This window comes from Thermoanaerobacter siderophilus SR4, from assembly GCF_000262445.1.
Taxonomy (GTDB): Bacteria; Bacillota; Thermoanaerobacteria; order Thermoanaerobacterales; family Thermoanaerobacteraceae; genus Thermoanaerobacter; species Thermoanaerobacter ethanolicus.
The window spans coordinates 807708-831280 of record NZ_CM001486.1 but is presented as its reverse complement, the minus strand read 5'-3'; the positions used below and the strand labels follow the sequence as shown (position 1 = coordinate 831280).

Below are 23573 nucleotides of genomic sequence, written 5' to 3'. Positions count from 1 at the left end.
TGGTATATTATTTTGGGAGGTACTAATAATAACTGCTACTATTAAATTGCAGTAAGGCTATAAGGAGGAAATTGTATGAGCGTCCATGATATGATAGAAGAACTTAAAAGAAGGAAAGAAAAAGTTTTAGAAGGTGGAGGAGCTAAGAGAATAGCTGTTCAGCACGAAAAGGGAAAATTGACTGCAAGAGAGAGAATATATAAGCTTCTTGACAAGGACAGTTTTGTAGAAATAGACCCTTTTGTGGAGCATCGTTGTTATGACTTTGGCATGGAAAAGCAAAAATATCCTGGAGAAGGGGTTGTGACAGGTTACGGTACGATAGACGGAAGATTGGTATATGTATATGCGCAGGACTTTACTGTATTAGGTGGTTCATTAGGAGAATATCATGCAAAAAAAATAACTAAAGTGATGGACATGGCAATGAAGATGGGAGCACCTATAATAGGTCTTAACGACTCAGGAGGTGCTCGCATACAAGAGGGAGTAGATGCTCTTTCAGGTTATGGAAACATATTTTACAGAAATACCTTAGCCTCCGGCGTTATACCTCAAATTTCAGTGATAATGGGTCCAAGTGCGGGAGGGGCCGTCTATTCACCGGCATTGACAGATTTTATTTTTATGGTGGATAAAACCAGCCAGATGTTTATAACAGGTCCTCAAGTTATAAAGGCAGTAACTGGAGAAGAGGTTACTCCTGAAGAATTAGGCGGTTCAATAACCCACAATAGGGTAAGTGGTGTTGCACATTTTAGAGGGCCTAATGATGAAGAAGTTTTAAAAATGGTGAGGAATTTATTGAGTTATTTACCTTCTAACAATTTAGAAGACCCTCCTCAATATGAGACGGGGGATAATCCTAATAGAATATCTCAGAAGCTTATGGAGATAATTCCAGACAACCCTAATAAGCCTTATGATATGAAAGAATTAATAAGAGAAATAGTGGACAATGGAGAATTTTTAGAGTCACAGGAGATGTACGCAGAAAATATAATTACAGCTTTTGCAAGGCTTAATGGCAAGACAATAGGAATTGTGGCAAATCAACCAAGAGTATTAGCAGGAGTGCTTGACATAAACGCCTCTGATAAAGCAGCAAGATTTATTCGTTTTTGTGATGCTTTTAACATTCCCATACTAAGCATAGTTGACGTACCTGGATTTTTGCCTGGGACAAATCAGGAATATGGCGGGATAATAAGACATGGGGCAAAAATGCTTTACGCTTATTCTGAGGCTACTGTACCAAAAGTGACTTTAATTGTGAGAAAAGCTTATGGTGGTGCTTATCTTGCAATGTGCAGCAAAGACTTAGGGGCTGACATAGTATTTGCATGGCCTACGGCAGAGATTGCGGTTATGGGTCCAGAAGGAGCAGCAAACATTGTATTTAAAAATGAAATCAATGAGGCAGAAAATCCTGCAGAAGTGAGGCAGCAAAAGATAAATGAATACAGAGATAATTTTGCAAATCCATACAGGGCTGCAGCTCGTGGCTATGTAGATGATGTAATTATTCCTTCTGAGACAAGGCCAAGGCTTATATCAGCTTTTGATATGCTCTCTAGCAAAAGAGAGAGTCGTCTTCCTAAGAAACATGGCAATATACCTCTATAAGGTGGTGCTTTTATGGAAGGTTTTTTGGAGTTTTTAAAAAAAGTCTTTAGTGATGAGGAAAAAGAAGAAGTAAAAAGTATTGATAAGGAAGTAAATGAGGGAAAAGAAGAAGATACAGAGCTTATCGCTGCAATTACAGCGGCAATAGCTTTGTATCTACAAGCTGATACAAGTACTTTTTATGTAAAGTCTATAGTAAGATTTCCAGAGACTGCTCCAGTCTGGGCTAGAGTGGGGCGGCAGGAGCAAATGAGAACAAGATTGTAACTGAAGGAGGAATTTTTGTGAAGAAATTTAAAGTGACAGTAAATGGCAAAGTATATGAAGTTGAAGTAGAGGAGATAAAAGAGAAGGATGAAGTTTCTAACATAACACAAATGGCAACTGTTTCACAGCCTAAAGTAACTCAAACTCAGACGACTCTAGAGCCAGTTTCAAAAGCTGAAGCTCCTTCTCCGGCAGCTAAAGGCTCTAAAGTAATTTCTGCGCCTATGCCAGGCACAATTCTTGATGTAAAAGTTAAAGAAGGTGACAGGGTAAAGCGGGGAGATGTCGTAGTAATTTTAGAGGCTATGAAGATGGAAAATGAAATAATGGCGCCTGAAGAAGGAGTTATAGCAAGCATACATGTTTCTAAAGGCTCTTCCGTAAACACAGGAGATATTTTAGTGACTATGAATTAAAAAATTATTGATGAGTAAGACTTTTTTTGGTAAAATAGAGTTGCGGGTATCGTCTTCGAACCTGACAACCGATAAAAATTTAATATTGTTGGGCGTTCGGAACGGTATCCTGAAAAGGAACCGGAACGGGGGTGAGTAGGTTGCAAATTAAAGCAGTTAGAGAAAAGGAAAAAGGCAAGTTAACGAAGATTTCTTTAAGGCAGATCACTGTAGCAGGGATGTTGGCTGCAATATCTATTGTTTTATCTACCACTATTTTGGGCTACATTCCATTAGGGATTGCTAATGCTACTACAATGCATATCCCGGCAATTATAGGTGGAGTATTAGAAGGCCCTATTGTAGGAGCTTTTATAGGCTTGATTTTTGGCCTTACCAGCTTTATAAGGCAAAATACACCTCTTTTTGCTGACCCTATAATTGCCATATTGCCTAGAATTTTTATAGGAGTGGTAGCTTATTATACTTACAAATTAACTAAAAATGTTGGTATTGCAGCAGCATTAGGTACTTTAACAAATACCATCGGTGTTTTGGGTTTAGCAGTGCTTCTAAAATATATGCCACTTAAGGTTGCATTATTTGTAGCTTTAAAAAATGGCATATTTGAGATTATTGTAGCTGTGATATTGACAACAATGATAGTAAAGTCTTTGAAAAAAGTGTATAATAAATAACAAGCAGGCTTATGCCTGCTTAATTTTAATAAGAAGGTGATGGATTTGCTTTTAGCTTTTGATGTAGGAAATACAAATATTGTAATGGGGATTTTTAAAGGGAAGAAACTCTTGCATTCTTTTAGAATATCTACAGACAAGAATAAAACTTCTGACGAATATGGGATGTTGATAAATCAGCTTTTTGAATACAATGGTTTAAAGCTTAGAGATGTAGATGCAGTTATAATTTCTTCTGTTGTACCTCCTATTATGCACACACTTGAATCAATGACTATAAAATACTGCAATACCAAGCCTTTAATCGTGGGTCCTGGGATAAGGACAGGAATAAACATAAAATATGATAATCCAAAAGAAGTAGGGGCAGATAGGATTGTAAATGCTGTAGCTGCTTATGAAATATATGGAGGCCCTGTGATAGTAATAGATTTTGGTACAGCTACTACTTTTTGTGCAATTTCTAAAAATTGTGAGTATTTAGGTGGAATAATTGCTCCTGGATTGGCAATATCTGCTGATGCACTTTTTCAAAGAACTGCTAAACTTCCTAAAATTGAACTTACAAAACCGCCTACTGTTATTTGCAAAAATACAGTGGCCAGCATGCAATCAGGCATCATATATGGACATGTTGGAATGGTGGATTATATAGTAAGTAGAATGAAAGAAGAATTTGCACCAGATGCATATGTAGTAGCAACAGGCGGTTTTGCAAAAATGATTGCAGAGGAGTCAAAAACTATTAATACAGTAAATGATATGCTGACTTTAGAAGGGTTAAGAATAATATATGAGAGGAATGTAGACTAATTCCTCTCATTTTATTTTTCTAATTTTTGCGATTATATAAAGAAGTATAGGGAAAAACACTTCAAACCAAAAGACCTCAAAGGGAAAACATCTTTGAAAATAAGTGTACAATCCATCTAAACTTTCAGACACATTTTCGGAAAGTGGGATTAACAAAGTAGCAAGTGGCAGCAAAATAAAGCGGTAATCTGGGGATTTTATCGTTTCAGCCAATCCTTTTGCGAAGAGATAAGTAAATATTACAATTTTAAGATAAATTCCCATTAACCACATTGCCATTACCAATGAATCAAATCGCTGTATGTAATCGCTAATTCTTATATTTCTCACCATTTCCAAAGCTGTAAATTGGAAATTCGCTGCAGTTTTTGCTCCAAATATTCCTATTGCTAAAACTCCCAACATCATGCTAAGAGCTAATATTCCAAGGCTTAATATCCCTCCTTTTAAAGCCTTTTCTTTTTCTGAGATATGAGGGAATATAAGAAGTATTATTACCGTTTCAAGCATGAAGGAAGTAATGAGGATTGAACCTATTATTGGCGGCTTTATGCCGTCTTCAAGTATTGGGAGAAAATTTGTCATATCAACTTTTGGAAGGTCCAAAGTGATTACAAATGCCAATAGGAGCATTCCAAAAGGAAATAAAAACTCATTTAGTTTGACAATTGCTAAAAAACCTTTTGAGACGGTGTACATTACTGATATCATCAAGACTACATAGAAAACTATTGGGGGGGTGTGAGGCATAAAAGCATTGACCATGATCTCTATTAATTCTCTCATTACTAAAGAAATACCGTGTAAAATAAACAATAAATAAAGGAAAGCTATTATTTTGCCTATAAATTTTCCAACTATCTTGTCCACATAAGAAAAAAGTATTTCCTCTTTAAAGAGCATTGCTAGTTTATAATAAAAGACAAAGACAATACTGGAGGTTACAAAAGATATTAAGACTGAAATCCAAGAGTCTTGTTTTGCAGCTAATGCCACAAAAGAAGGCAAAAAAACGTCTGCTGTTGAGATCACAGTTGTGACCAATAAAAATATCATTTGTTTTGTAGAAATTTTCTTTTCTGAAGTCTTTTCATATTGTTCCATTCTTTTAAACATAACCGACTCCCAAACCCATTTTTTTTTATTATTTGTCCGACACTAACATAATATTCTAAAAAAAACTTGAAATAATAATATTTGGAGGTGTATAAAATGCCCCATAAATTGCCTGATCCACAGTATGTAAAAGAAAATTATCAATACATGACTCTTAGCAAAGAATTAGAAGAAAATATATATATATTTCAAGTGCTTTTAAAAGGGAATAATGACATGGTTTTTAGGCAAATTAGCATAGGAGATAAAAAAGTTAAAGCTTTTTTAGTATATGTAGATGGAATGGTAGATAAGTTGTTAATTACTCGAAATATTTTAGAGCCAATAATGATAGAGACAAGAAAGTTGAATAAAATCATATACACTAATGACCAACTCTTTAATTATATAAATGAATATTTTATAACAACTTCAGAAGTAAATGTAAAAGATAAAATTGGAGATATAATAGACGACTTACTTTCTGGAGAGACAATACTTTTAATTGATGGAGTGGAAAAAGCATTAATCATTTCTACAAAGGGATGGGAAGGAAGAAATATAGCTGAGTCTACTACAGAATCCTATGTAAGAGGTCCTAAAGAGGCTTTTGTAGAAACTTTAAGAATAAATACTTCTATGCTTAGAAGGAGAATAAAACACCCTGATTTTGTAATTGAAAATATGAAAATAGGTAAATATTCTAAAACTGATGTTTCTATTGCTTATATAAAGAGTATTGCAGAGGATAAAGTAGTTCAAGAAGTGAAAAAAAGATTAAAAAAAGTTCAAATTGATGGAGTAATTGACAGTGGCTATTTAGAAGAATTTATAGAAGATAATCCTTTTTCTCCTTTTCCCCAAATAGCTCATTCTGAAAAGCCGGATAGAGTAAGTGCAGAAATTTTAGAAGGGAAAGTAGCAATATTGGTAGATGGTTCACCTTTTGTGCTTACAGTTCCTGCAATTTTTGTACAATTTTTTCAAGCAGGGGAAGATTATTATGAGAGATATTTTTTATCTTCAGCTCTTAGAGTTTTGAGGATTATAGCTATGCTGACGGCTTTGTTATTTCCTTCAATATACATTGCAGAGACTACTTTTCATCAAGAAATGATACCTACGCAACTGGCTATTTCTGTAGCTGCACAGCGGGAGGGAGTACCTTTTCCTGCTCTTTTAGAGGCTTTATTCATGGAAGTCACTTTTGAAATACTTAGAGAAGCAGGAATTAGGCTTCCTATGCAAGTAGGTCAGGCTGTGAGCATTGTTGGAGGTCTTGTAATAGGACAAGCAGCTGTGCAAGCAGGACTTGTATCGCCTGCAATGGTTATTGTGGTGGCATTGACGGGAATAGCTTCCTTTGCAATTCCGGCTTTTAATATAGCCATAACTTTTAGGCTTTTAAGATTTATCATAATGATTGCGGCTGGGACTTTAGGGTTTTTTGGGATAATAATGGTGGTTATGATGATACTAGCTCATATGGCATCACTAGAATCTTTTGGAGTGTCATATCTTGCACCTATGGCACCAAGTAAGACTCAAGAGTTGTCTGATGTGCTTATAAGGATACCATGGTGGGCAAAGATATTAAGACCTCGAACTATACAGAGAAAAAATATTGTAAGGCAGGAGGATACAAGAGGATAATATGAAAAGATTTATAATATTAATTTTGACAATTGCCATTTTACTGACGGGTTGCTGGGACAAGAGAGAAATAAATCAATTAGCATTTGTCCAGGGATTAGGTATTGAAAGAGGAAAAGACGACATGATACATCTCATTGTAGAAATTTTAAAACCGGGCCTTCTTACAGCAGGTGGAGGCGGTACCGGTGGGACTGGAGGAGGAAGTGCAGCTGGCAAACCTTATGCTGTCTTCCAAGCCAGTGGTGTAGATTTTGCGAAAGCTTTTGCTAATTTAAATGATGAGTTGCCAAGGAGCCTTTTTATGCAATATAACGAAATAATATTTTTAGATGAAAAATTTGCGCGCTCAGGGATATATCAAACTTTAGACTTTATGACGAGAAATCCTGAGTTTAGGAGGACTGCCTATATATTAGTTGTAACAGGGGGAAGCATACAAGAACTTTTTAATCTTCCCAGCTCTAATGAACTGGAAAGATATCCTTATAAAGAAGTTATGGGGCTTATATCAAATCAGGCAAATACGGCTTCTTCTTATGTTTCTGATTTAAATGAATTTATTGAAACATTGGAAATTCCTAAAAAAAGCGCCTATTACAGGAAGACTCGTGATTGTAAAAAAAGATGGAAAAGCCACAGGGATTAGACTGTCTGGCTCTGCAGTGTTTGACAATGACAAATTAATTGGCTTTTTAGAAGAACAAGATACAAAAGCAGTTGCTACACTTATGAATAAATTAAAAAGAAGTACCTTGACTTTAGATAAAGGTCTAAAAGGAGAAAAGGCCCATATCTCTCTTGTAGTTACTAAAGCGCGCACACAAATTTCTCCTAAAATAAAAGATGGTGATATTTCTTTCGACATAAAAGTAAATGTAGAAGCTTATTTAAATGAGCAAGAAACAAAATATGAGTTAACTGAGCCAGAAAACCTGGAGAAATTGCAAACCATGGTAAGCAAAAAAATAAAAACTGCCATAGAACATGCCCTTTTTATACTTCAAAAGAAGTACAATGCTGATGTAGTAGGGTTTGTAGACATTTTGCACAAAAGAAATCCTGCATTATGGAAAGAAGTTGAAAAAGATTGGGATAAAATTTACCCTGATGTGAAATTTAACGTAGCAGTAAAATCAGTTATAAAAAGGTCAGGACTGTCTTCTAAGCCTATACATCCGAGGTGAGATAAATGATTTTTAAAGTGATTATGCTTACTCTTTTATTTGTCCTTTTTTCTTTTATTGAGGTGCCAAGACTTGTAAGAGAAAAAAAGGTCAAGGAGGTTGTTGTGTTTTTTGTCTTTTTAATTGCAGGATATGTATTTAATCTTCTTTACCTTTTAAATGTTCAAATTACTTCCACTAATAGAATAATTAATCATTTATTAAAACCTATTGAGAAGTTTTGGGGCCAATAGTCCAGAAAAGTTTCTGGATTATTTTTCTTTTTAGTATTGAAATTTTTTTAAAAAAGTATTAAAATTGTAATTAATGTGAGCACAAAATGTGCACACTGGAGGTTGTGCAAATGAAATTTATTAAAATTGGTGATAAGACTATAAATTTAGAGAAATTGCACGGCATAATAGATAAAATAATTGAAATGAGACAAAATGGTCTTTCACAGCAAGAGGTTGCCTCTCGCTTTAAAGTTGACAGAAGTTTTGTATCGAGACTAGAAAGTTTAGGTGAGGTTAGAAAAGGAGGAAATATTGCTGTAGTAGGTTTTCCTATAAAAAATAAAGAGGAATTGGAAGAGCTTTTAAGAGAGTGGGGAGTTAATTTTACACTTCTTTTGTCTGAGAAAGAGAGATTGAGCTTGGCTGAAAACATGAGTGGTGTGGAGCTTTTTAACATGGTAATGGACTTGATTGCTAAAATTCAATCTCACGACGTGATAATATTTTTAGGTTCAGACAAAAGGAGCCAATTGGTAGAAGCTATATTTGACAGAGATATCATAACTATAAATATTGGACATTCTCCTTTGACAGAAGATGTATATGTTGACCCTGAAGTAGTAAAAGAGATATTGAATTCATTGAAAGGGTGAAAATATGAAGAGGGTTGTAAGTATAAGCATAGGTTCTTCCACAAGAAATAAAACAGCAGAGGTAGAGATTTTAGGAGAAAAATTTATAATAGAAAGAATAGGAACTGATGGGGACTTGAAAAAAGCCATAGAACTTATTAAAGAGTTGGATGGAAAAGTTGACGCTTTTGGAATGGGAGGAATAGATTTATACCTTTCAGCAGGCAATAAAAGATATATCATAAAAGATGCATTGCCGTTAAAAAATGCAGCAAAGATTACGCCAATTGTGGACGGCTCGGGGCTTAAAAATACACTTGAAAGAAAAGTAATAAAATACATACAGAAAAAAGGTATAGTTGATTTAAAAGGGAAAAAAGTGCTTATTGTAAGTGCTATGGATAGATTTGGAATGGCTCAAACTTTTTCTGAAGAAGGAGCAAAGCTTATTATAGGGGATTTAATTTTTGCATTAGGAATTCCTATTCCTCTTCACTCGTTAAAGTTATTGTATGGTTTGGCGGCTATATTAGCTCCAATTATTGTTAAATTGCCTTTTGAAATGTTGTATCCGACAGGAGAAAAGCAATTATCAATAGACAGTAAAAAATATGAAAGATTTTATAAAGAAGCAGACATAATTGCAGGGGATTTTCTTTTTATCAAAAAATACATGCCTGAAAGGCTTGATGGGAAGATAATTGTGACTAACACAGTTACACAGGAAGATGTGGAAATGATAAAAGAGAGGGGGGTGGAACTATTAATTACTACTACCCCCAACATAAATGGCAGGTCTTTTGGAACAAATGTGATGGAAGGAGTTCTTGTGGCAATAGCAGGTAAAAAACAAGAAGAAATGACGCCACAAGATTACGATGAACTTTTGGATAAAATAGGTTTTGAACCTAGAATAGAATATTTACAAAAATAGGGAGGTAATAAATATGCATAAATTTGGTTTTATAATACATCCTATAGAGTACGAAGATGTAAGCCGCAAGTTTAAAATAATGGAGAAGTTTCCCAAAAGAGTTGTGGAAGGTTTTACAAGACTTCTTCCTCCTATGAAAGTTTCCGAAATAACAGGGGTTAAAAGCGAATATGCTGAGACAGAAGGTTGGTTTGTGGCGGTTCCTTTGACCTCTGAACAAATGTTAAAATTGCCTGAGGACTATGTTTTAAATAAAATAATAAAAGCGGTAAAAATTGCAGAAAATTTAGGTGCAGAAGTTGTCGGCTTGGGGGCTATGACCTCTGTTGTAGGAGATGCAGGGATAACAATTGCTAAAAATTCAAACATCGCTGTAACTACTGGCAACAGTTATACAGTCGCTACAGCAATAGAAGGAGCAGTAAAAGCCGCAGAGATGATGGGTAAAGATGTAAGAGATTCTCATGTCGTTGTGATAGGAGCGACAGGCTCAATCGGCAAAGTCTGTGCAGAAATTTTGTCCCGAGATGCTAAATACATGACACTTGTAGCACGAAATAAAGAAAAATTGCAAAACTTTAGAGACTATCTTTTAACAAAAACGGGTATGTCTGCCCATATCACTTCAGATGTAAAAGAAGCCTTAGAAGACGCGGATATAATAATCACTGTTACAAGTGCAGTAGATACGGTGATAAAACCCGAATATCTAAAACCAGGGGCTGTTGTATGCGATGTAGCAAGACCGAGAGATGTGTCAAAGGAAGTTGCGGATAAAAGAGATGATGTTTTAGTCATAGAAGGTGGAGTAGTAGAGGTGCCTGGCGATGTAGACTTCCACTTTAACTTTGGTTTTCCACCTAAAACAAGTTATGCCTGTATGGCAGAGACAATGATTCTTGCTATGGAAGGACGAATTGAGAATTATTCTTTAGGGCGAGATTTGACTGTAGAACAAGTGGATGAGATATCAAAACTTGCTAAAAAGCATGGGTTTAAATTGGCGGGATTTAGAAGTTTCGAGCGAGAAGTTACAATGGAAAAGATAGAATCTGTGAGAAAAAACGCTAAAAAGAGATTACAAGAGTGGAAATTTGCATAATTTAGACTTGACTTTATTTGTTAACTGATTTATAATAATCCACATGGAAAATTACACAAGCACTGCTGAAGCAGTGCTTGTGTATTAATATTAACATAAATTTCATTATTGCTACATATGAATAAAATACAATTTTCAATTTTTATAAAAAGGAGAATCGTCTATGAGCAAGCCTGTAATTTTAACTTATGAGGGACTTAAAAAATTAGAGGAAGAATTAGAATATTTAAAGACGGTCAAAAGAGCTGAAGTAGCAGAAAAGATAAAACAAGCGAGAGCATTTGGAGATTTAAGTGAAAACTCAGAATACGACGAAGCAAAAAACGAGCAAGCATTTATAGAAGGAAGAATAGCTACCTTAGAAGCCATGCTTAAAAATGCAAAAGTGATTGACGAAGAAGACATAAAACTTGACCAGGTTAGCATTGGCTGTACTGTAAAAGTGTATGACGAATCCTATAATGAAGAAGTAGAGTATACAATTGTAGGTTCAGCAGAAGCTGACCCAATGAATAACAAGATATCTGACGAATCTCCAATAGGGAAAGCGCTTTTAGGGAAAAAAGTAGGAGATGTTGTCTCTGTTGAAGTTCCTGCTGGAATTATAAAGTTAAAAATATTAGAAATACGCAAATAAAGGGTGATGGAGGTATAATATGTCTAATTCAAATGATAACATTTGGAACAACACTGAAGAACTCAATGAACTTTTGCGAATAAGAAGAGAAAAATTAAATATTTTAAGAAGCATGGGAGTAGAACCTTACGGTATTGACAGGTTTGAAAGGACTAATGTATCCTCTGATATTAAAAACGATTACGAGAATTTTGAAGGCAAAGTAGTGACTCTTGCAGGACGAATTATGTCCAAAAGAGCCCATGGCAAAGCTTCTTTTGCAGATATTCAAGATAGGGATGGCAGGATACAGATTTACGTTAAGTATGATACAGTAGGAGAGAAGAATTATGAAATTTTTAAAATCCTCGACATTGGAGATATAATAGGGGTTACAGGCGAGGTATTTAAATCTAAAACTGGTGAAATAACTATTCGCGTAACAGACTTTAAGCTTTTGTCTAAATCTCTTCAAATACTTCCAGAGAAATGGCACGGTTTAAAAGACCCTGATTTGCGTTATAGACAGAGATATACGGATTTAATAATAAATCCCGAAGTAAAAGAGGTATTTTTAAAGAGGACGAAAATAATAAAGGCGATAAGAGAATTTCTTGACAATAGAGGATTTTTAGAAGTGGAGACTCCTATTCTTCATACTATTGCGGGTGGGGCTGCAGCACGACCTTTTATTACTCATCACAATGCTTTAGACATTGATATGTACTTGCGAATTGCTTTAGAGCTTCACTTAAAAAGACTTATTGTGGGTGGACTTGAAAAAGTATATGAAATGGGCAGAGTTTTTAGAAATGAAGGAATGGATATAAGGCACAATCCGGAATTTACTTTGTTGGAACTTTACGAAGCCTATACGGATTATTACGGTATGATGGAACTTACAGAACAATTATTTGCCTATGTGGCCCAAAAGGTTAACGGTACTACGAAAATAGTTTATCAAGGAACAGAAATAGATTTGACACCTCCTTGGAAGAGAATTACTATGGTGGATGCAATAAAAGAATATGTAGGTGTAGACTTTAATGAAGTTAAGACAGATGCAGAAGCAGTAGAGATAGCGAAGAGATTAAACCTTGAGACAAAAGAAGGAATGAAAAAGGGAGAAGTAATAGCACTTGTTTTTGATGAGCTGGTAGAACAACATTTGATACAGCCAACTTTTGTTATGGATTATCCAGTAGAGATTTCTCCTTTAGCTAAGAGAAAACACGACAATCCAGCATTTACTTCTAGATTTGAAGCCTTTATTTACGGAAGAGAAGTGGCTAATGCCTTTTCAGAATTAAATGACCCTATAGACCAAAAAGAAAGGTTTTTAGAACAATTAAAACAAAGAGAAGCCGGTGACGAAGAAGCCCATATGATGGATGAAGATTTTATAAATGCTCTTGAGGTTGGTATGCCACCGACTGGAGGATTGGGCATAGGGGTAGACAGACTTGTGATGTTTATGACAGATGCTTATTCTATAAGAGATGTGATATTATTCCCGACAATGAAACCTAGAAATGATTAGAAAAGCAGTCGAAAGACTGCTTTTTAACTTTTTTGTAAGGACTGGCTTTTTAGAGATAAAAATAATATAATAAAGTTGTCGACTTTTTAAATAAAGGGGTATCACATATGATAGATAAAGAAAAGATTAAAAAAGCGGTAAGAGACATACTTGAAGCCATAGGTGAAGATCCGGATAGGGAGGGGCTCCTTGAGACTCCTGATAGAGTTGCAAGGATGTATGAGGAAATTTTTGCGGGTCTTCATACGGATGTAAAAGATGTTATAAAGATTTTTCAGGAGGATGAACATCAAGAAATAATACTTGTAAAAGATATTCCGCTTTATTCTATGTGCGAACATCATCTCTTGCCTTTTATAGGAGCTGCCCATGTGGCCTATTTGCCTAGAAAGGGTAAAATTTTAGGCCTTTCAAAATTAGCCCGTATAGTAGACATTTTAGCAAAAAGACCACAGCTTCAAGAGAGGTTGACAAGTGAAATTGCAGATACCATAATGGAAGCAGTGAATCCCTTAGGTGTTGCCGTTGTCATTGAGGCAGAACATTTGTGTATGACAATGAGAGGTATCAAAAAACCGGGGGCTAAGACTGTTACTTCTGCTTTGAGAGGAATATTTAGAACAGATGAAAAATCAAGGGCAGAGGTAATGTCTTTGATAAACTCTAAAAGATAAGGGAGGTAGATTATGCTATTTAGGTGCAGGGATAAAAGCTTGGAGATTGGAAAAAGAACTTACATAATGGGAATTTTAAATATGACTCCTGATTCTTTTTCAGATGGGGGAAAGTATAATACTTTAGAAAAAGGCATAGAAAGAGCTCTTCAAATGATAGAAGAAGGAGCTGACATAATAGATATAGGTGGAGAGTCTACAAGGCCAGGACATACTCCAGTGGATGAAGAAGAAGAAATGAGAAGAGTTATACCTGTCATTGAAAAGCTTTCAAAAATTTCAAATGTCATTATATCTGTGGATACTATGAAATCAAATGTGGCACTTCGAGCTTTAGAAGCAGGTGCTCACATAGTAAATGATGTATGGGGACTTCAAAGGGACCCCAAAATGGCGGAAGTAGTTGCAAAATACAATGCAGGTGTAATAATGATGCATAACAGCAATGTAGCAGAATATGAAGATGTTGTTCAGGATATAATAAAATTTTTACAAAAAAGCATAGAGATAGGAGAAAAAGCAGGAATTGATAAAAGTCAAATGGTAGTAGATCCAGGGATAGGTTTTGGAAAAACTTTAGATCATAATCTTGAGGTCATGAATCGATTAGAAGAATTAAAAGTTTTAGGACTTCCTGTGCTTTTAGGTACTTCTAGGAAATCCATGATTGGAAAAGTTTTAAACCTTGAAGTAGAGGATAGATTGGAAGGGACTGCTGCAACAGTTGCTGTTGGGATTGTAAAAGGGGTTGATATTGTACGCGTTCACGATGTAAAGCAGATGTTAAGAGTTGCTAAGATGACTGATGCGATGGTGAGAAGATGAGTGAAGTGTATTTATCTTTAGGTTCTAATTTAGGAGATAGGGAAGAAAATTTAAAAAGAGCCGTTTTTGAGTTAGAACACTGGGAAGGCATAATTTTAAAGAAGCTTTCTCCTATTTATGAAACAAAACCTGTAGGATATTTAAACCAGGATATGTTTTTAAATATTGCAGTTGAAGTGGAGACAAACATTGGGCCTTATGACTTATTAAAAGTTGTAAATGAAATTGAAAAAAATTAAAAAGACAAAGACTCATAAGATGGGGTCCAAGGACTATTGATATTGACATACTGTTGTACGATGATATTGAATTAAACGATGAAGTGTTGACTATTCCTCATCCGAGAATGTGGGAGAGAGCTTTTGTGTTGATTCCTCTTTCGGATATAAACCCTTTTATAAAAAAAGGAGATGTGTATATTAAAGATTTAATAGCGGAGTTGCCTGATAAAGAAGGAGTTAAGCTGTATAAAGAGAATTGGTACAATGGGGTGTAAAAAATGAAAGTGACAAAAATTTTTACTTTTGACAGTGCCCACAATCTTATAAATTACAATGGGAAGTGTGAGGAGCTTCACGGTCATACCTATAAGCTGGAAGTTACAGTTGAGGGGAAGCCTGACGGAGAAGGAATGGTAATAGATTTTGTGAAGCTTAAAGAAATAGTAAATGAGAAAGTTGTAAAAAAGCTTGACCATAAGTATTTAAATGAAGTTTTAGGATTTAACACTACTTGCGAAAATATTCTTTTGTGGATATGGAAAGAATTAGAGCCCGTGCTAAAAGGAGATAACTATCATCTTTATAAATTGAGATTGTGGGAAACCCCCACAAGTTTTGCAGAAATTACTGAAAAAGATTTTGTATGAGGTTTTTAAAATGGTGATTACAAATCCAATTGTTTACGGGAAATTCATAAAGAGAATCAATAGATTTGAAGCTTATGTAGAGTTAAATAGCGGAGAAAAGACTTTAGTACATGTGCCTAATACGGGAAGGTGTAAAGAGATATTTGTCCCGGGAGCAGAGGTTATCCTTGAAGTAAGAGATAGGCAAGGCAGAAAAACACCCTTCGAGTTGGCTTTTGCTTATAAGGGGAAAAGACTTATATCTATCGATTCACAAGTGCCTAATAAAGTAGTTTTAGAGAGCATAAAGATGGGGCTTATTGAGGAATTTAAAGGCTATGACATTGTAGAAAAAGAAAAAACTTTTGGGAACAGTAAATTTGATATAAAGCTTACAAAAGGAAAAGAGATATGCTATGTAGAAGTCAAAGGAGTAACTCTGGAAGTAGAAGGTGTTGCAAAATTTCCTGATGCTCCCACAGAAAGAGGAAGGAAACATTTAAAAGAGCTTATAAAAGTAAAAAAAGAAGGTATGAGGGCAGCAGTAATTTTTTTAATTCAAATGGATGATATAAAATATTTTACCCCTAATGACGAGCAAGACCCGGAGTTTGGGAAGTTTCTAAGAGAGGCTGTAGGTAAAGGAGTAGAAGCCTATGCCTATACCTGTGATGTTGGAGAAAACTACGTGTTTTTAAAAGACAGGGTGGAAGTTGTGTTATGACCCTGTCCTTTTTAGCGTCTCTTGATGTAATTTTTTATTTTTAGATTTTTAGCAAATATATGTTATAATGAAGTTGTAAACATTTTTAATGGGGGCGATTTTAATGGAAAAATTACAGCTTGAGGACTTTACAAAGTTTAAATTTTTGTCTGGTTTGAAATACTCTCCAAATGGCGATTATGCAGCTTTTGTAGTACATAGAATGGATGTAGAAGAAAACAAATATCTTTCTAACATATGGCTCTTAGATATAAAAAGTAGGAAATACTTTCAATTAACTTCTTTTAATGAGGAAAGGGGTTTTGTGTGGCTAGATAATGAGAACATACTTTTTTCAGGTAGCAGGAATCCTAAAGATAAAGAAAAGGCAGAGAGTGGAGAGGAATTTACTAGGTATTATAAAATAAACATCCATGGAGGAGAGGCATTAGAGGCTTTTGTAATTCCTAAGAAGGTTATGAATATTGAACCAATTGATGAAAACACTTTTTTACTGACAGCAAGATATAACGTAAATGAAAAAGAGTTGGAAGGGTTAAGTGAGGAAGAAAAACAAAAAGAGCTAAAGAAAAGGAAAGAAGAAAAAGATTACAAAGTTTTAGATGAAATTCCCTATTGGGTAAATGGAGCAGGTTTTATAAATAAGGATAGAGAGAGGTTGTATTTATATCGTGCTAATGAAAATAAGTTACAACCTATTACTGACGAATACACAGATGTATCTTTGTTTAAGTTAAACAGAGATAAAAGTAAAGCAGTATTCATAGGGCGGACTTATAAAGATAAAATGGACCTTGTAAGCGATGTGTATATTTATGATGTTGCATCTAATGAAGTAAAGAAAATTAATAGAGACGAAGATTTTTCCTATAGATATGCTGACTTTTTAGGAGACAAAATAATTTGCACAGGTACTGACATGAAGAAATATGGAATCAATGAAAATAGCAAGTTTTACCTTTTAGATGTTGATTCAGGTGAGAAAAAGTGCATAACTCCTGATTTGGATATGAGTTTAGGCAATTCTGTTGGATCTGATTCTAGATATGGTTCTGGCTATAGTTTTAAAGTAGAAGGAGATTATCTGTACTTTATATCTACAGAAAGGTATAATGCATACCTTAACAGGATAGATGTAAATGGGAAAATAGAAAAAGTGATAGCATCAGATGGGTCTGTTGACATGTTTGATGTAAAAGGGGAAAATATTCTCTTTATCGGTTTTAGAGGTTTAAAGCTTTTAGAGCTTTATGAGTATAAAAATGGAGAGGAAAAGCAATTAACAGATTTTAATGAATGGGTTCAAAAAGAGAGGAAGCTTTCCAAACCTGAGAGAGTGGAAGTAGAGACAAGAGCTGGTCATGTTATAGATGGATGGATTATGAGACCTATAGACTATGAAGAAGGCAAAAAATATCCTGCTATATTGGATATCCATGGAGGACCAAAAACTGTATATGGCGAAATTTATTTTCACGAAATGCAGTACTGGGCGGCAGAAGGATACTTTGTATTTTTCTGCAATCCAAAAGGAAGCGATGGAAGGGGCAATGAGTTTGCTGATATAAGAGGTAAATACGGTACAATAGATTATGAGGATATAATGAAATTCACAGATTATGTATTGGAAAATTACAAAGACATTGACCCTTCAAGAGTAGGAGTGACAGGGGGCTCTTATGGAGGATTTATGACAAATTGGATTATAAGTCATACAGATAGATTCAAAGCAGCCGTTTCTCAAAGAAGTATATCTAATTGGACAACAGAATTTGGGACTACAGATATAGGTTATTATTTTGTCCCTGACCAAATAGGAGGAACACCTTGGGATAATTTTGAAAAGTATTGGGAACATTCGCCTTTAAAATACGCTGATAGAGTAAAAACTCCTACTTTGTTTTTGCATTCAGATGAAGACTATAGATGTTGGATGGCAGAAGCCCTGCAAATGTTTAGCGCTCTTAAATATTTTGGCGTGGAATCAAAACTGGTGCTTTTCCACGGTGAAAATCATGAACTTTCAAGAAGTGGCAAGCCTAAACACAGAATAAGAAGGCTTAAAGAGATAACAGAGTGGTTTAATAAGTATTTAAAGTAAAATAAAAACACCCTACTTTCACAGTAGGGCGTTTTTTAAGCTAATAAAGCGGCTACTACACCTACTAAAAAGATTCCATCAAATATACCTGCGCCTCCTATACTTATGGCATGAGAGGTTAAATCTTTAAAGTGAGGCAAATTTAAAAGGTCTGCTCCAATTAATGTGCCTAAAACTCCCGAGATATATGCAACAGGTGCTGCATTGTGGGGAGATAATAAAATTGCAGAGGCAGCTGCCACAAGAGGCGGTATAAAGGCAGGGAGGGTAATGCCTACTCCTTGTACAGGTTTAGCTAGTGCTTTTGCTACAATTGTAACTATTATAGTAGCTATTATAGTTGGGAGTAGTGGTGCCCTCGGCAAAAGGTACAAACTGAGAATGACGGGAACTACAGCTCCCCCTACGTTTACTGCAATTACTTGCTCTTGCACTCGTGGGGGATAGTAAAAAAGGAATGGGGAAAAATACCGCTCTTCTTCATGGACAATAATTTTTTTTCGAGATATAGGAATGTTGATCACACTTCCTATTAAAGATAAACTAAAAACAAAAACTGCCATTTGGGGAGATAATCCCAATTTTGCAAAAGAAAAAGTTGTTGCCTGCACAAAAAATGTAAATATCAAAAAAGGAAACAACAATATTAGGGAAAGTATCCAAATTAAAGGCATTACAAAAACCTCCTTAAATATTTGCTACTATATTGTTATAATATCATAAAAGTGATGGTCATATCCATTACTTTATAAAAATTCTTTTGTTTTTTGGGAAAAAGGAATATAATATATTTGTCAAAATTTATTCGACGAGGTGAAGCAATGATAACAAAAGAGATGATAGATAGAATAAATTTCCTTTATCACAAATCACAAACAGAAGGACTGACTGAAGAAGAGAAGGAAGAGCAGAAGAGGTTAAGGCAAGAATATGTTAAGGAAATACGGGAAAGGGTTAAAAGAGAGTTGGATAGTATTAAATATGCTGAAAATAGTTGCAACCATTGTGGACATGACCATAATCACCATCATCACCACCACAGACATTAAAGATAAAGGAGAGATGAAAAATGTATGAAGGAACAAAGGGGAAAGTGAAAGACGACATTCCAGAATATATCACTTTAGAAGAGGCACTTACTTTGAACAAAAATCAAGTCAGAGAAAATTACAAAGAATACATAAATTCAGTGTTTGTCTCTATGCTTTCAATGCTTCAGTTTGATAAACTTTTTGTAAGAGCTAAGGGAGTTTCAGTATGGGACAATGAAGGAAATGAGTATTATGATTTTTTAGGAGGATATGGTGCTTTAAATTTGGGGCATAACCCTGATGAAGTCATTGAAGCTGTAGAAAAAGTAAAATATATGCCTAATATATTGCAAGCGGCTATTGGAAATTTGCCAGGAGTTCTTGCTCATAATCTTGCAAAAGTGACACCAGGGAATCTTAAAAGGAGCTTTTTCTGTAACAGCGGAGCTGAAGCAGTAGAAGGAGCTTTAAAACTTGCTAAAATTGCTTCAGGGAAACAAAAAATAGTTTACTGCCAAAACTCTTTTCACGGCAAATCCATGGGTGCCCTTTCAGTGACGGGACGAGAAAAATATCAAAAGTATTTTAAACCACTTGTGCCGGAGACAGTTCCTATTCCATTTGGAGATGAAAAAGCTTTGGAGGAAGCTTTGAAAGGTAGAGATGTTGCTGCTTTTATAGTAGAGCCTATCCAAGGGGAAGGCGGAGTTATCGTTCCTCCTGAGGGATATTTGAAAAAGGTAAGAGAGCTCTGTACTAAGTATGATGCTTATTTGATTTTAGATGAGGTGCAAACTGGGTTTGGAAGAACAGGAAAAATGTTTGCATGTGAGCACGAAGGAGTAGTTCCAGACATAATGTGCCTTGCGAAGTCTTTAGGTGGAGGAGTTATGCCTATCGGTGCCTATATAACCACAGAGGAAATATGGCAAAAAGCTTATGGGACTATGGAAAAAGCTCTTTTACATACTTCTACTTTTGGCGGTAATACCTATGCTTGTGCAGCTGCGATTGCTTCAATACAAGCTATTATAGAGAAAAAGCTTCCTGATGCTGCAAAAGAAAAAGGTGAATACTTTTTAGGTCGACTGAAAGAATTAAAAGAAAAACATCCAAAACTTATAAAAGATGTTAGAGGAAAGGGGCTTTTAATAGGAATAGAGTTTAATCAACCAGAAGGTGGACTTCTTGACAAGATTTCTGGAGGAGCTATTTCAAAGCTTTCAAGTGAATACCTCGGCTCTTTAATTGCTGGAGAGCTTCAAAATAAACACAGAATTATAACGGCTTACACTTTGAATAACCCAAATGTAATAAGATTAGAGCCACCTTTAATTGTGACAAAAGAACAAATTGACAAAGTTGTAGATGCTTTAGATGAAATTCTCACAAGAAATAGTAGCTTCTTAGGGATTACTGTCTCGGGAGCAAAAACTGTTTTAGGATCGTTATTTAAAAGGCAGTAAATTGAAAGAGGTGAATTAACTTTGAGAGAATTGTTTGAAAAAGGAATAACTTTTGAGGAATTTGTAAGAGAATCGGAGGAGAACATTGCTAAAAGAATAAAAGAGAGATATGAAAAGACAGTCTTAGATGAAGACTTGATAGTGAAAATAAAATTTAAAGATGAGATAAATATTTTGGCATTTGCTGAGAGTTGGTGTCCTGATTCTCAAGTTAATGTGCCTATAGTTGCAAAAATCGCAAGTTATAATAAAAATTTTAAACTGAGAATTTTAAAAAGAGAAGGTAACGAAGAGCACATGAAACCTTATTATATAGATGGTAAAGCTAAAATACCCACTTTTGTATTTATGAATAAAGATTTTAAAGAAATTGGTCATTGGATTGAAAGACCTGAAATAGTAAAAGAACTTGCAAAAAGTGGAGAAGGAGAGTGGAAAAGAGATTATCTTAAAGGGAAATATGATAAAAACATAATTGAGGAAATTGTTAATATTTTGTCCCGGTAATTGTGCCGGGTTTTTTAAATTCGTTTAATTTATTAAGCTTTTAAACGAAAATTAATAGTAAAGGGAGATAATAAAGTTAATCGGATAGTTTTGGAGGTTGCAGAATCCACAATAAAATGTATAATTTAATAAGTAACATACAAAATATTGTGGTTTTACATAAGAGGAGGAATTTCCTGTGAAAATTACTGAGAATGCGAGGAAGGTTCTGGAGAGAAGGTATTTAGCTAAAGATGAAAATGGCAAGCCTATTGAGACAGTTGAGGAAATGTTTGAAAGGGTTGCAAAGACTATCGCTGAAGTGGATTTAATCTATGACAAAAATGCTGATGTAGAAGCAGTAAAGAAGAGATTTTATGATATGATGGTAGCTCTGGACTTTTTACCTAATTCTCCTACGTTAATGAATGCCGGTAGGCCATTAGGTCAGCTTTCTGCCTGTTTTGTTCTTCCTGTGGGAGATTCTATGGAAGAGATTTTCGACGCGGTAAAGTACGCGGCAATTATTCACAAAAGTGGTGGGGGTACGGGATTTAGCTTTTCTCGCTTACGACCCAAGGGAGCTACAGTCAGATCCACTGGAGGCGTTGCATCAGGACCTGTTAGTTTTATGAAAGTTTTTAATGCAGCGACAGAAGCGGTGAAACAAGGTGGTACTCGTAGAGGAGCAAATATGGGCATTCTGCGTGTTGACCACCCTGATATATTGGAGTTTATACAGTGTAAAAAAGATAACAATGAAATAACAAATTTTAATATAAGCGTGGCTATTACAGAAGAATTTATGAAGGCTGTTGAGGAAGATAGGGAATACGATCTAATAGATCCTCATACGGGTAAGGTTGTAAATAGATTAAGAGCAAGAGAAGTCTTTGACCTGATTGTAGAAATGGCTTGGAGAAATGGGGAACCGGGTATTGTATTTTTAGACAGAATAAACGAGAAAAATCCTACCCCTGAAGTTGGAGAGATTGAGTCTACCAATCCCTGTGGTGAACAGCCACTTTTACCATATGAATCTTGTAACTTAGGTTCAATTAATCTTGAAAATATGTTAAAAAAGGTAGAAGGTAGATACGTAATAGATTATGACAAACTTAGAGAAACGGTCTATGATGCAGTACATTTTTTGGATAATGTAATAGATGCCAATAAATATCCTCTTCCACAAATTGAGGAGATGACAAAAGGGACAAGAAAAATAGGTCTTGGCGTAATGGGATTTGCTAACATGCTTTTGAGATTAGGCATTCCCTATGATTCTGAAGAGGCTGTAGAGTTAGGCGAAGAATTGATGGAGTTTATTGATGAAACTTCCAAAGAAGCATCGATTAAATTAGCAGAACAAAGAGGTACCTTTGGTTTCTATGATAAGAGTATTTACAAAAAAATGGGTATAAAAATTCGAAACGCTACAACTACTACTATTGCCCCGACTGGCACCATATCTATCATTGCAGGTACTTCTAGTGGCATAGAACCGGTGTTTGCAATAGCTATGACGCGAAATGTTATGGATAATACAGAACTGGTGGAAGTAAACCCTGTATTTAAAGAGGTTGCCATTGAAAGAGGATTTTATTCAGAAGAACTGATGCGAGAAATTGCTCGAAGGGGAAGTCTAAAAGACATAAAGGGTATACCAGAAGATGTTAAAAGAGTTTTTGTGATAGCTCATGATATTGACCCTGAGTGGCATGTTAAAATGCAAGCAGCTTTTCAAAAACATGTTGACAATGCAGTTTCTAAAACGGTGAACTTTAGAAATGAAGCTACAGTAGAGGATGTTAGAAGAACTTATCTTCTTGCCTATAAACTTGGTTGCAAAGGGGTTACTATATACAGAGATGGAAGTCGTGAATCGCAAGTATTGAATTTGGGCATAAAAGAGAAAAAAGAAGAAGCAAAACCTAAAGAAGAGCAAACTAAAAATGAACCTTTAAGACCAAGACCAAGACCTCCTGTGACAAGAGGGATAACTGAAAAAGTTAGAATAGGATGTGGAAATCTTTATATAACAGTTAATTATGACGACCAAGGCATATGTGAGGTATTTACAAATCTTGGAAGAGCAGGTGGATGCCCTTCACAGTCAGAAGCTACAAGTAGGCTTATATCTATAGCATTGCGCTCAGGCATTGATGCTAAGACAATTGTAGAGCAATTAAAAGGTATAAGATGTCATTCTACTTTAAGGCAAATGGCTACAAACAAAGAAATAAAAGTGTTATCTTGCCCTGATGCTATTGGCAAGGTTATTGAGGAAGTGATGAAAATCCGGGTGGAAGAGGAGCAGCAATTTGCACCTATCGATGTACCTATATATGAAAATAATCATAATGGCGATGAAGATGACCCTAAAGAAGAAGTTGCATTGAGTGAAGCTGACTTATTAGACGAAGAAAAGTTTTGCCCTGAGTGTGGCAGCCCAATAGAGCATGAAGGCGGATGTGTGGTGTGTAAAAACTGTGGCTATTCTAAATGCGGTTGATATTTATAAAAAACCTTCTGTAGCAATTGCTACAGAAGGTTTTTTATAAATATTTAAAGGGAAGTACAAGATTCGACATATTATGATGGGGATTTGTGGTACAATTGGCTCTGATAAATAAATGTGATCAATTT

General features: G+C 35.2%; 22 protein-coding genes and 2 pseudogenes. 22 read left to right on the top strand and 2 right to left on the bottom strand.

All coding sequences use genetic code 11. From position 1 onward, the window contains the following. The first annotated feature begins 75 nt into the window (after window positions 1-75). The 5 genes from THESIDRAFT1_RS04055 (at window position 76) to THESIDRAFT1_RS04035 (ending at window position 3799) form a co-directional block, all read left to right on the top strand. Window positions 76-1626: an acyl-CoA carboxylase subunit beta gene (locus THESIDRAFT1_RS04055; protein WP_006569597.1), complete on the top strand. Its 1551-nt coding sequence runs from the start codon at window positions 76-78 to the stop codon at window positions 1624-1626. A gap of 12 nt (window positions 1627-1638) precedes the next feature. Continuing rightward, on the top strand, window positions 1639-1893 hold the full coding sequence (locus THESIDRAFT1_RS04050; protein WP_003870711.1) for an OadG family transporter subunit: 255 nt from the start codon (window positions 1639-1641) through the stop codon (window positions 1891-1893). Between the two features lie 17 nt (window positions 1894-1910). Then, window positions 1911-2309, top strand: coding sequence for a DUF2118 domain-containing protein (locus tag THESIDRAFT1_RS04045; protein ID WP_003870710.1), 399 nt, complete (start codon window positions 1911-1913; stop codon window positions 2307-2309). A 140-nt stretch (window positions 2310-2449) separates the two neighbouring features. Beyond that, window positions 2450-2986, top strand: a complete 537-nt coding sequence (locus THESIDRAFT1_RS04040; RefSeq protein WP_003870709.1) for an ECF transporter S component — start codon at window positions 2450-2452, stop codon at window positions 2984-2986. A gap of 45 nt (window positions 2987-3031) precedes the next feature. After that, complete coding sequence (locus THESIDRAFT1_RS04035; protein ID WP_003870708.1) at window positions 3032-3799, top strand: type III pantothenate kinase; 768 nt, start codon at window positions 3032-3034, stop codon at window positions 3797-3799. Between the two features lie 6 nt (window positions 3800-3805). On the opposite strand, the gene THESIDRAFT1_RS04030 is transcribed toward THESIDRAFT1_RS04035, so the two are convergent. Beyond that, the gene (locus THESIDRAFT1_RS04030; protein WP_003870707.1) at window positions 3806-4915 is read right to left on the bottom strand and encodes a GerAB/ArcD/ProY family transporter; all 1110 of its coding nucleotides are present in this window, start codon (window positions 4913-4915) and stop codon (window positions 3806-3808) included. A gap of 96 nt (window positions 4916-5011) precedes the next feature. On the opposite strand from THESIDRAFT1_RS04030, the gene THESIDRAFT1_RS04025 reads away from it, so the two are divergent. The 13 genes and pseudogenes from THESIDRAFT1_RS04025 (at window position 5012) to THESIDRAFT1_RS03960 (ending at window position 17944) form a co-directional block, all read left to right on the top strand. Next, a complete protein-coding gene (locus THESIDRAFT1_RS04025; protein WP_006569596.1) occupies window positions 5012-6547 on the top strand; it encodes a spore germination protein in 1536 nt (511 codons plus the stop codon). A gap of 1 nt (window position 6548) precedes the next feature. Further along, window positions 6549-7734 (top strand): annotated as a pseudogene (locus tag THESIDRAFT1_RS14725) (Ger(x)C family spore germination protein). Window positions 7735-8077: 343 nt separating this feature from the next. Continuing rightward, window positions 8078-8602 carry a helix-turn-helix domain-containing protein gene (locus THESIDRAFT1_RS04010; RefSeq protein ID WP_003871472.1) on the top strand — a complete coding sequence of 175 codons (525 nt, stop codon included), beginning with the start codon at window positions 8078-8080 and terminating at the stop codon, window positions 8600-8602. 4 nt (window positions 8603-8606) lie between these two features. Further along, entirely contained in the window at window positions 8607-9515 is a 909-nt protein-coding gene (locus THESIDRAFT1_RS04005) for a hypothetical protein (protein ID WP_006569594.1), read from the top strand. Between the two features lie 13 nt (window positions 9516-9528). Then, window positions 9529-10617: an NAD(P)H-binding protein gene (locus tag THESIDRAFT1_RS04000; protein ID WP_003871470.1), complete on the top strand. Its 1089-nt coding sequence runs from the start codon at window positions 9529-9531 to the stop codon at window positions 10615-10617. Between the two features lie 163 nt (window positions 10618-10780). Next, the gene (greA, locus tag THESIDRAFT1_RS03995) at window positions 10781-11254 is read left to right on the top strand and encodes a transcription elongation factor GreA (RefSeq protein ID WP_003867815.1); all 474 of its coding nucleotides are present in this window, start codon (window positions 10781-10783) and stop codon (window positions 11252-11254) included. A 19-nt stretch (window positions 11255-11273) separates the two neighbouring features. After that, window positions 11274-12773 (top strand): lysine--tRNA ligase, encoded by a 1500-nt coding sequence (gene lysS / locus THESIDRAFT1_RS03990; protein ID WP_006569593.1) that lies wholly within the window; start codon window positions 11274-11276, stop codon window positions 12771-12773. 107 nt (window positions 12774-12880) lie between these two features. Beyond that, window positions 12881-13447 carry a GTP cyclohydrolase I FolE gene (gene folE, locus THESIDRAFT1_RS03985; RefSeq protein WP_006569592.1) on the top strand — a complete coding sequence of 189 codons (567 nt, stop codon included), beginning with the start codon at window positions 12881-12883 and terminating at the stop codon, window positions 13445-13447. Window positions 13448-13459: 12 nt separating this feature from the next. After that, window positions 13460-14272: a dihydropteroate synthase gene (gene folP, locus THESIDRAFT1_RS03980; RefSeq protein ID WP_006569591.1), complete on the top strand. Its 813-nt coding sequence runs from the start codon at window positions 13460-13462 to the stop codon at window positions 14270-14272. Then, window positions 14269-14768, top strand: a pseudogene (folK, locus tag THESIDRAFT1_RS03975) (2-amino-4-hydroxy-6-hydroxymethyldihydropteridine diphosphokinase). Before folP ends, folK begins: the two are co-directional and overlap by 4 nt. 3 nt (window positions 14769-14771) lie before the next feature. Further along, window positions 14772-15140 (top strand): 6-carboxytetrahydropterin synthase QueD, encoded by a 369-nt coding sequence (gene queD / locus THESIDRAFT1_RS03970; RefSeq protein WP_003871306.1) that lies wholly within the window; start codon window positions 14772-14774, stop codon window positions 15138-15140. A 10-nt stretch (window positions 15141-15150) separates the two neighbouring features. After that, on the top strand, window positions 15151-15843 hold the full coding sequence (sfsA, locus tag THESIDRAFT1_RS03965) for a DNA/RNA nuclease SfsA (RefSeq protein WP_003867821.1): 693 nt from the start codon (window positions 15151-15153) through the stop codon (window positions 15841-15843). A 103-nt stretch (window positions 15844-15946) separates the two neighbouring features. Further along, on the top strand, window positions 15947-17944 hold the full coding sequence (locus THESIDRAFT1_RS03960; protein ID WP_006569590.1) for a S9 family peptidase: 1998 nt from the start codon (window positions 15947-15949) through the stop codon (window positions 17942-17944). Between the two features lie 35 nt (window positions 17945-17979). On the opposite strand, the gene THESIDRAFT1_RS03955 is transcribed toward THESIDRAFT1_RS03960, so the two are convergent. Next, entirely contained in the window at window positions 17980-18618 is a 639-nt protein-coding gene (locus THESIDRAFT1_RS03955; RefSeq protein ID WP_003871308.1) for a DUF1614 domain-containing protein, read from the bottom strand. A 147-nt stretch (window positions 18619-18765) separates the two neighbouring features. On the opposite strand from THESIDRAFT1_RS03955, the gene THESIDRAFT1_RS12895 reads away from it, so the two are divergent. The 4 genes from THESIDRAFT1_RS12895 (at window position 18766) to THESIDRAFT1_RS03940 (ending at window position 23439) form a co-directional block, all read left to right on the top strand. Next, window positions 18766-18993 carry a DUF896 domain-containing protein gene (locus THESIDRAFT1_RS12895; protein WP_003871309.1) on the top strand — a complete coding sequence of 76 codons (228 nt, stop codon included), beginning with the start codon at window positions 18766-18768 and terminating at the stop codon, window positions 18991-18993. Between the two features lie 20 nt (window positions 18994-19013). Then, window positions 19014-20441: an aspartate aminotransferase family protein gene (locus THESIDRAFT1_RS03950; protein WP_006569589.1), complete on the top strand. Its 1428-nt coding sequence runs from the start codon at window positions 19014-19016 to the stop codon at window positions 20439-20441. Window positions 20442-20462: 21 nt separating this feature from the next. Then, window positions 20463-20948, top strand: coding sequence for a thioredoxin family protein (locus THESIDRAFT1_RS03945; RefSeq protein WP_003871311.1), 486 nt, complete (start codon window positions 20463-20465; stop codon window positions 20946-20948). A 178-nt stretch (window positions 20949-21126) separates the two neighbouring features. Next, window positions 21127-23439 (top strand): vitamin B12-dependent ribonucleotide reductase, encoded by a 2313-nt coding sequence (locus tag THESIDRAFT1_RS03940; protein ID WP_006569588.1) that lies wholly within the window; start codon window positions 21127-21129, stop codon window positions 23437-23439. The last annotated feature ends 134 nt before the right edge of the window (window positions 23440-23573 follow it).